A 6,037-nucleotide genomic window follows, 5' to 3' on the forward strand; every position below is an offset into this window, starting at 1 on the left:
AACCTTCACTGGGGCCTCCATCCACATCTGTGGCTCTACCGGCCAGGACCCACTCCTGACGGCAACCCACGATCACATGTGGCGAGGCCCCAGCCTCCCCATACGGTCTAGCCCGCCTTACGCCGCCACAACCTCGGCGTCTAGACCTTCAGGCGACACGTCCAAACTGACCCACTACCTGGCAGAGCAGGGATTTGGATAAGGCCCCGATCTAGGGCATACTGTTCGGGTTGCCTTGAGCCGGATTCGCCCCATCGGAGCGTGCCGCCCAAGGTATACGACCGGCGCCCAAACGGGCGCGTCCGGTCCCACCCTCGGAGAGCGACGGTTTTCACCGCGCCTGCGGGGCTGCGCGAGGGCGACACACCCGACCGCGGGGGCCGGAGCACCAGGACAGGTAAAGAGCGGCGGCGACAGCCAGCGCTGAACGTGCGGCCCAGGGCCGGGCAACCCAGCGCAATGACCACCGTGTCCCTTCGTGGGACCAAGCAGGAGTGAAGGTAGGAGAAGCGTGGCGGGACAAAAGATCCGCATCAGGCTCAAGGCCTACGACCACGAGGCCATTGACGCCTCGGCGCGCAAGATCGTGGAGACGGTCACCCGTACCGGTGCGAGCGTGGTTGGTCCGGTGCCGCTGCCGACGGAAAAGAACGTGTACTGCGTCATCCGCTCCCCACACAAGTACAAGGACTCGCGGGAGCACTTCGAGATGCGTACGCACAAGCGGCTCATCGACATCCTCGACCCGACGCCGAAGACGGTTGACGCGCTCATGCGCATCGATCTGCCGGCCAGCGTCGACGTGAATATCCAGTAGGGGTCGGCGAACAATGGCACGCAAAGGAATCTTGGGTACGAAGCTGGGCATGACCCAGGTCTTCGATGAGAACAACAAGGTCGTCCCGGTCACGGTCGTCAAGGCCGGACCCAACGTGGTGACCCGGATCCGCACGCCCGAGCGCGACGGCTACAGCGCGGTGCAGCTCGCCTACGGCGAGATCAGCCCGCGCAAGGTGAACAAGCCGGTAACCGGTCAGTACGCCGCCGCCGGGGTCAATCCGCGCCGGCACCTGGCCGAGTTGCGTCTGGACGACGAGGCCGCGGCCGCCGAGTACGAGGTCGGCCAGGAGCTGACGGCGGAGATCTTCGCCGACGGCGCCTACGTCGACGTCACCGGCACGTCCAAGGGCAAGGGTTTCGCGGGCACCATGAAGCGCCACGGCTTCAAGGGCCAGGGCGCCAGCCACGGTGCCCAGGCAGTGCACCGCCGGCCGGGCTCGATCGGTGGCTGCGCCACCCCGGGCCGTGTCTTCAAGGGCACCCGGATGTCGGGCCGGATGGGTAATGACCGCGTCACCACGCAAAACCTGTTGGTGCACAAGGTCGATGCCGAGAACGGCGTGCTGCTGATCAAGGGCGCGGTCCCCGGCCGCACCGGCGGGCTCGTGATGGTTCGCACGGCAGTCAAACGAGGTGAGAAGTAATGGGCTCTGAGGATCTGAAGATTCCAGTTCGCACTCCGGACGGCAAGAAGGACGGCACGGTTGAACTTCCGGCTGCCCTCTTTGACGTAGAGCCGAACATCGCGTTGATGCACCAGGTGGTGACCGCGCAGCTGGCCGCCAAGCGGCAGGGCACGCATGCCACCAAGACTCGTGCTCAGGTCTCCGGCGGCGGCAAGAAGCCGTACCGGCAGAAGGGAACCGGTCGCGCCCGCCAGGGTTCGACCCGTGCCCCGCAGTTCACCGGTGGTGGCGTCGTCCACGGCCCGCAGCCGCGTGACTACAGCGAGCGCACCCCCAAGAAGATGATCCGCGCCGCGCTGCGTGGCGCGCTGTCGGACCGGGCCCGCAACGAGCGGATCCACGCGGTGACCGAGCTGGTGAGCGGCCAGACCCCGTCGACCAAGAGCGCCAAGACGTTCCTGGGCACCCTGACCGACCGTCGCAAGGTTCTGATCGTGATCGGCCGCAGTGACGAGGTCGGCGCGAAGAGCGTGCGCAACCTTCCCGGTGTGCATGTGATCTCGCCCGATCAGCTCAACACGTACGACGTGCTCAACGCCGACGACGTGGTGTTCAGCGTGGAAGCGCTGGATGCCTACATCGGCTCGAACACCCAGACCGCCGAGGAGGTTTCAGCCTGATGGCCACCATCACTGATCCCCGCGACATCATCCTGGCCCCGGTCATCTCCGAGAAGTCGTACGGATTGATCGAGGACAACGTCTACACGTTCATCGTCGCGCCGGGCTCGAACAAGACGCAGATCAAGATCGCCATCGAGAAGATCTTCAAGGTGAAGGTCGACTCGGTGAACACCGCCAACCGGCAGGGCAAGCGTAAGCGCACCCGCTCCGGCTACGGACAGCGCAAGAGCACCAAGCGTGCGATCGTGACCCTGGCCCCCGGCAGCAAGCCGATCGACCTCTTCGGAGCACCGGCCTAGCCGGCACGAATAGAACTCAGGAATAGATAATGGGAATTCGCAAGTACAAGCCGACGACCCCCGGTCGCCGCGGTGCCAGCGTCTCCGATTTCTCCGAGATCACTCGCTCGACCCCGGAGAAGTCGCTGATCCGCCCGCTGCACGGGACCGGCGGTCGTAACGCGCACGGCCGTATCACCACCCGCCACAAGGGCGGCGGGCACAAGCGTGCCTACCGGGTGATCGACTTCCGGCGCAACGACAAGGACGGCGTCAACGCCAAGGTCGCACACATCGAGTACGACCCGAACCGCACCGCGAATATCGCGCTGCTGCACTACCTGGACGGCGAGAAGCGCTACATCATTGCGCCGCAGGGTCTCTCGCAGGGCGACATCGTCGAGTCGGGCGCCAACGCCGACATCAAGCCCGGAAACAACCTGCCGCTGCGCAACATCCCGGCCGGCACCGTGATCCACGCCGTCGAGCTTCGCCCCGGCGGCGGCGCCAAGCTGGCCCGTTCGGCCGGCTCGAGCATCCAGCTGCTGGGCAAGGAAGGCGCCTACGCCTCCCTGCGCATGCCGTCGGGTGAAATCCGTCGCGTCGACGTGCGCTGCCGCGCCACCGTCGGCGAGGTCGGCAATGCCGAGCAGGCCAACATCAACTGGGGTAAGGCCGGCCGCATGCGGTGGAAGGGCAAGCGCCCGACCGTCCGTGGCGTCGTGATGAACCCGGTCGACCACCCGCATGGTGGCGGCGAGGGCAAGACCTCCGGTGGTCGTCACCCGGTCAGCCCGTGGGGCAAGCCCGAGGGCCGTACCCGTAAGCCCAACAAGCCGAGCGACAAGCTCATCGTCCGTCGCCGGCGCACCGGCAAGAAGCGCTAGGAGTACATAGCGATGCCACGCAGCCTGAAGAAGGGTCCGTTCGTCGACGACCATCTGCTCAAGAAGGTCGACGTACAGAACGAGAAGAACACCAAGCAGGTCATCAAGACCTGGTCGCGTCGTTCGACCATCATCCCGGACTTCATCGGCCACACTTTCGCCGTCCACGACGGCCGCAAGCATGTGCCGGTGTTCGTCACCGAGGCGATGGTCGGCCACAAGCTGGGCGAGTTCGCCCCGACGCGCACGTTTAAGGGTCACATCAAGGACGACCGGAAGAGTAAGCGGCGATGACGACGACTGAATTTCCTTCCGCCACCGCTGTTGCGAAATACGTGGGCATCTCGGCGAGCAAGGCGCGCCGGGTGATCAACCTGGTCCGCGGCAAGTCGGTCGAAGAGGCGCTGGACATCCTGCGCTGGGCGCCACAGCAGGCCAGCGAGCCGGTCGCCAAGGTGATCGCCTCGGCGGCGGCCAACGCCCAGAACAACGAGGGCCTGGACCCGGCGACCCTGGTGGTCGCCACCGTCATGGCCGATGAAGGCCCGACCGCCAAGCGCATCCGGCCGCGCGCGCAGGGGCGTGCGTACCGGATCCGCAAGCGCACCAGCCACATCACCGTGATCGTCGAGAGCCGTCCGGCACGCAACGAGCGTGCAGGCTCTTCAGCGAGTGCGGCTCGCCAGAGGCGGGCGCAGGGCAGCAAGGCCGCTGCGACAGCACCGGCCAAGAAGGCCGCGGCCAAGAAGGCTCCGGCCGCCAAGGCGACGGCCGAACAGACGAAGGAGGGCTCGGAGTAGTGGGCCAGAAAATCAACCCCCACGGCTTCCGGCTCGGTATCACCACCGACTGGAAGTCCCGGTGGTACGCCGACAAGCAGTACGCCGACTACGTCAAGGAAGACGTGGCGATCCGGCGGCTGCTGGCCACCGGCCTCGAGCGCGCCGGGATCGCCGACGTGGAGATCGAGCGCACCCGTGACCGGGTCCGCGTTGACATCCACACCGCGCGCCCGGGCATCGTCATCGGCCGTCGTGGCACCGAGGCCGACCGCATCCGCGCCGACCTGGAGAAGCTGACCGGCAAGCAGGTTCAGCTGAACATCCTCGAGGTGAAGAACCCCGAGAGCCAGGCGCAGCTGGTCGCCCAGGGTGTCGCCGAGCAGTTGAGCAACCGGGTGGCGTTCCGCCGCGCGATGCGCAAGGCCATCCAGTCGGCCATGCGGCAGCCCAACGTCAAGGGCATCCGGGTGCAGTGCTCGGGTCGCCTGGGCGGCGCCGAAATGAGCCGCTCGGAGTTCTACCGCGAAGGCCGGGTTCCGCTGCACACCCTGCGCGCCGACATCGACTACGGGCTGTACGAGGCGAAGACCACGTTCGGCCGCATCGGCGTGAAGGTGTGGATCTACAAGGGCGACATCGTCGGTGGCAAGCGTGAGCTGACCGCCGCCGCACCCGCCGCCGACCGTCCGCGCCGCGAGCGTCCGTCGGGCACCCGCCCGCGCCGCAGCGGCGCCTCGGGTACCACCGCGACGAGCACCGAAGCCGGCCGCGCGGCCAGTGAAGAGACCGCCGAATCCGCGGTCCCGGTCACGGCCGAGGCTCCCGCTGTCGAGCCCGCCGCTGAAAGCACGGAGAGCTAGACCATGTTGATTCCCCGTAAAGTCAAGCACCGCAAGCAACACCACCCCAAGCAGCGTGGTATTGCCAGCGGTGGCACGTCGGTGACGTTCGGTGACTACGGCATCCAGGCCCTGGAGCACGCCTACGTCACCAACCGGCAGATCGAGTCCGCTCGTATCGCCATCAACCGGCACATCAAGCGTGGTGGCAAGGTGTGGATCAACATCTTCCCGGACCGCCCGCTGACCAAGAAGCCCGCGGAAACCCGCATGGGTTCGGGCAAGGGCAGCCCCGAGTGGTGGGTGTCCAACGTCAAGCCCGGCCGCGTGCTGTTCGAGTTGAGTTACCCCGACGAGAAGATCGCCCGGGAAGCCCTGACGCGTGCAATCCACAAGTTGCCGATCAAGGCGCGCATCGTGACCCGAGAGGAGCAGTTCTGATGGCAGTGGGCATCAGCGCCGGTGAACTGCGTGAACTCACCGACGAAGAGTTGACCGACAAGCTGCGGGAGTCCAAGGAAGAGCTGTTCAACCTGCGCTTCCAGATGGCCACCGGCCAGTTGGACAACAATCGCCGGCTTCGTACCGTGCGTCAGGAGATTGCGCGCATCTACACCGTGCTGCGCGAACGTGAACTGGGTCTGGCCTCCGGACCCGCTGGTGAGGAATCGTGATGGCAGAAAACTCTTCAAAATCGGCCGGTCCCATGCACACTCCGGCCACCGAGAAGCCGCGGGGTCGTCGTAAGACGGTCATCGGCTACGTGGTCAGCGACAAGATGCAGAAGACGATCGTGGTCGAGCTCGAGGACCGCGTGAAGCACCCCCTGTACGGCAAGATCATTCGCACGACCAAGAAGGTCAAGGCGCACGACGAGAACGGCGTTGCCGGCGTCGGCGACCGGGTTTCCCTGATGGAGACCCGTCCGCTGTCGGCGAGCAAACGCTGGCGCCTGGTCGATGTTCTGGAGCGCGCCAAGTAACCTTCCGGCGCGAGCAATAGCTCCTATGTCAAGCCGCGGCTGATTGCGGTGCTTGGTGGCGGGTGTTGTGGTCGGTGAGTAGAGCACGGTAGACGGCGCGAGCGATGTGGCGTTTGACGC

Annotated in this window: 11 protein-coding genes; all 11 read left to right on the forward strand. The window is 66.0% G+C overall.

The features are described from left to right. Positions 1 to 511: 511 nt before the first annotated feature. From rpsJ to rpsQ, 11 genes are read left to right on the forward strand one after another with little or no spacing between them, the layout of a single operon-like run. On the forward strand, positions 512 to 817 hold the full coding sequence (rpsJ, locus tag ORI27_RS32535; RefSeq protein WP_003883485.1) for a 30S ribosomal protein S10: 306 nt from the start codon (positions 512 to 514) through the stop codon (positions 815 to 817). A 13-nt stretch (positions 818 to 830) separates the two neighbouring features. Then, positions 831 to 1,484: a 50S ribosomal protein L3 gene (gene rplC, locus ORI27_RS32540; RefSeq protein ID WP_266001368.1), complete on the forward strand. Its 654-nt coding sequence runs from the start codon at positions 831 to 833 to the stop codon at positions 1,482 to 1,484. Next, positions 1,484 to 2,146: a 50S ribosomal protein L4 gene (rplD, locus tag ORI27_RS32545; RefSeq protein WP_266001367.1), complete on the forward strand. Its 663-nt coding sequence runs from the start codon at positions 1,484 to 1,486 to the stop codon at positions 2,144 to 2,146. Before rplC ends, rplD begins: the two co-directional genes overlap by 1 nt. After that, complete coding sequence (gene rplW, locus ORI27_RS32550) at positions 2,146 to 2,448, forward strand: 50S ribosomal protein L23 (protein WP_266001366.1); 303 nt, start codon at positions 2,146 to 2,148, stop codon at positions 2,446 to 2,448. Before rplD ends, rplW begins: the two co-directional genes overlap by 1 nt. Positions 2,449 to 2,477: 29 nt before the next feature. Further along, positions 2,478 to 3,314 (forward strand): 50S ribosomal protein L2, encoded by an 837-nt coding sequence (gene rplB, locus ORI27_RS32555; RefSeq protein WP_005143876.1) that lies wholly within the window; start codon positions 2,478 to 2,480, stop codon positions 3,312 to 3,314. 12 nt (positions 3,315 to 3,326) lie between these two features. Next, a complete protein-coding gene (gene rpsS, locus ORI27_RS32560) occupies positions 3,327 to 3,608 on the forward strand; it encodes a 30S ribosomal protein S19 (protein WP_003892827.1) in 282 nt (93 codons plus the stop codon). Then, on the forward strand, positions 3,605 to 4,114 hold the full coding sequence (gene rplV, locus ORI27_RS32565; protein ID WP_266001365.1) for a 50S ribosomal protein L22: 510 nt from the start codon (positions 3,605 to 3,607) through the stop codon (positions 4,112 to 4,114). Before rpsS ends, rplV begins: the two co-directional genes overlap by 4 nt. After that, entirely contained in the window at positions 4,114 to 4,956 is an 843-nt protein-coding gene (gene rpsC, locus ORI27_RS32570) for a 30S ribosomal protein S3 (protein WP_099244130.1), read from the forward strand. The genes rplV and rpsC overlap by 1 nt, the downstream gene beginning before the upstream one ends. A 3-nt stretch (positions 4,957 to 4,959) precedes the next feature. After that, complete coding sequence (gene rplP, locus ORI27_RS32575) at positions 4,960 to 5,376, forward strand: 50S ribosomal protein L16 (protein WP_078018035.1); 417 nt, start codon at positions 4,960 to 4,962, stop codon at positions 5,374 to 5,376. Further along, positions 5,376 to 5,609, forward strand: coding sequence for a 50S ribosomal protein L29 (gene rpmC / locus ORI27_RS32580; protein ID WP_005143880.1), 234 nt, complete (start codon positions 5,376 to 5,378; stop codon positions 5,607 to 5,609). The genes rplP and rpmC overlap by 1 nt, the downstream gene beginning before the upstream one ends. After that, complete coding sequence (gene rpsQ / locus ORI27_RS32585; protein ID WP_266001363.1) at positions 5,609 to 5,917, forward strand: 30S ribosomal protein S17; 309 nt, start codon at positions 5,609 to 5,611, stop codon at positions 5,915 to 5,917. Before rpmC ends, rpsQ begins: the two co-directional genes overlap by 1 nt. The last annotated feature ends 120 nt before the right edge of the window (positions 5,918 to 6,037 follow it).

It is taken from the genome of Mycobacterium pinniadriaticum, from assembly GCF_026242045.1.
GTDB lineage: Bacteria > Actinomycetota > Actinomycetes > Mycobacteriales > Mycobacteriaceae > Mycobacterium > Mycobacterium pinniadriaticum.

What these genes read in the sequence shown, in the direction of transcription:
- rplC (WP_266001368.1), top strand. Translation starts at nt 831, where the DNA reads ATGGCACGCAAAGGAATCTTGGGTACGAAGCTGGGCATGACCCAGGTC.
- rplD (WP_266001367.1), top strand. Translation starts at nt 1,484, where the DNA reads ATGGGCTCTGAGGATCTGAAGATTCCAGTTCGCACTCCGGACGGCAAG.
- rplW (WP_266001366.1), top strand. Translation starts at nt 2,146, where the DNA reads ATGGCCACCATCACTGATCCCCGCGACATCATCCTGGCCCCGGTCATC.
- rplB (WP_005143876.1), top strand. Translation starts at nt 2,478, where the DNA reads ATGGGAATTCGCAAGTACAAGCCGACGACCCCCGGTCGCCGCGGTGCC.
- rpsS (WP_003892827.1), top strand. Translation starts at nt 3,327, where the DNA reads ATGCCACGCAGCCTGAAGAAGGGTCCGTTCGTCGACGACCATCTGCTC.
- rplV (WP_266001365.1), top strand. Translation starts at nt 3,605, where the DNA reads ATGACGACGACTGAATTTCCTTCCGCCACCGCTGTTGCGAAATACGTG.
- rplP (WP_078018035.1), top strand. Translation starts at nt 4,960, where the DNA reads ATGTTGATTCCCCGTAAAGTCAAGCACCGCAAGCAACACCACCCCAAG.
- rpmC (WP_005143880.1), top strand. Translation starts at nt 5,376, where the DNA reads ATGGCAGTGGGCATCAGCGCCGGTGAACTGCGTGAACTCACCGACGAA.
- rpsQ (WP_266001363.1), top strand. Translation starts at nt 5,609, where the DNA reads ATGGCAGAAAACTCTTCAAAATCGGCCGGTCCCATGCACACTCCGGCC.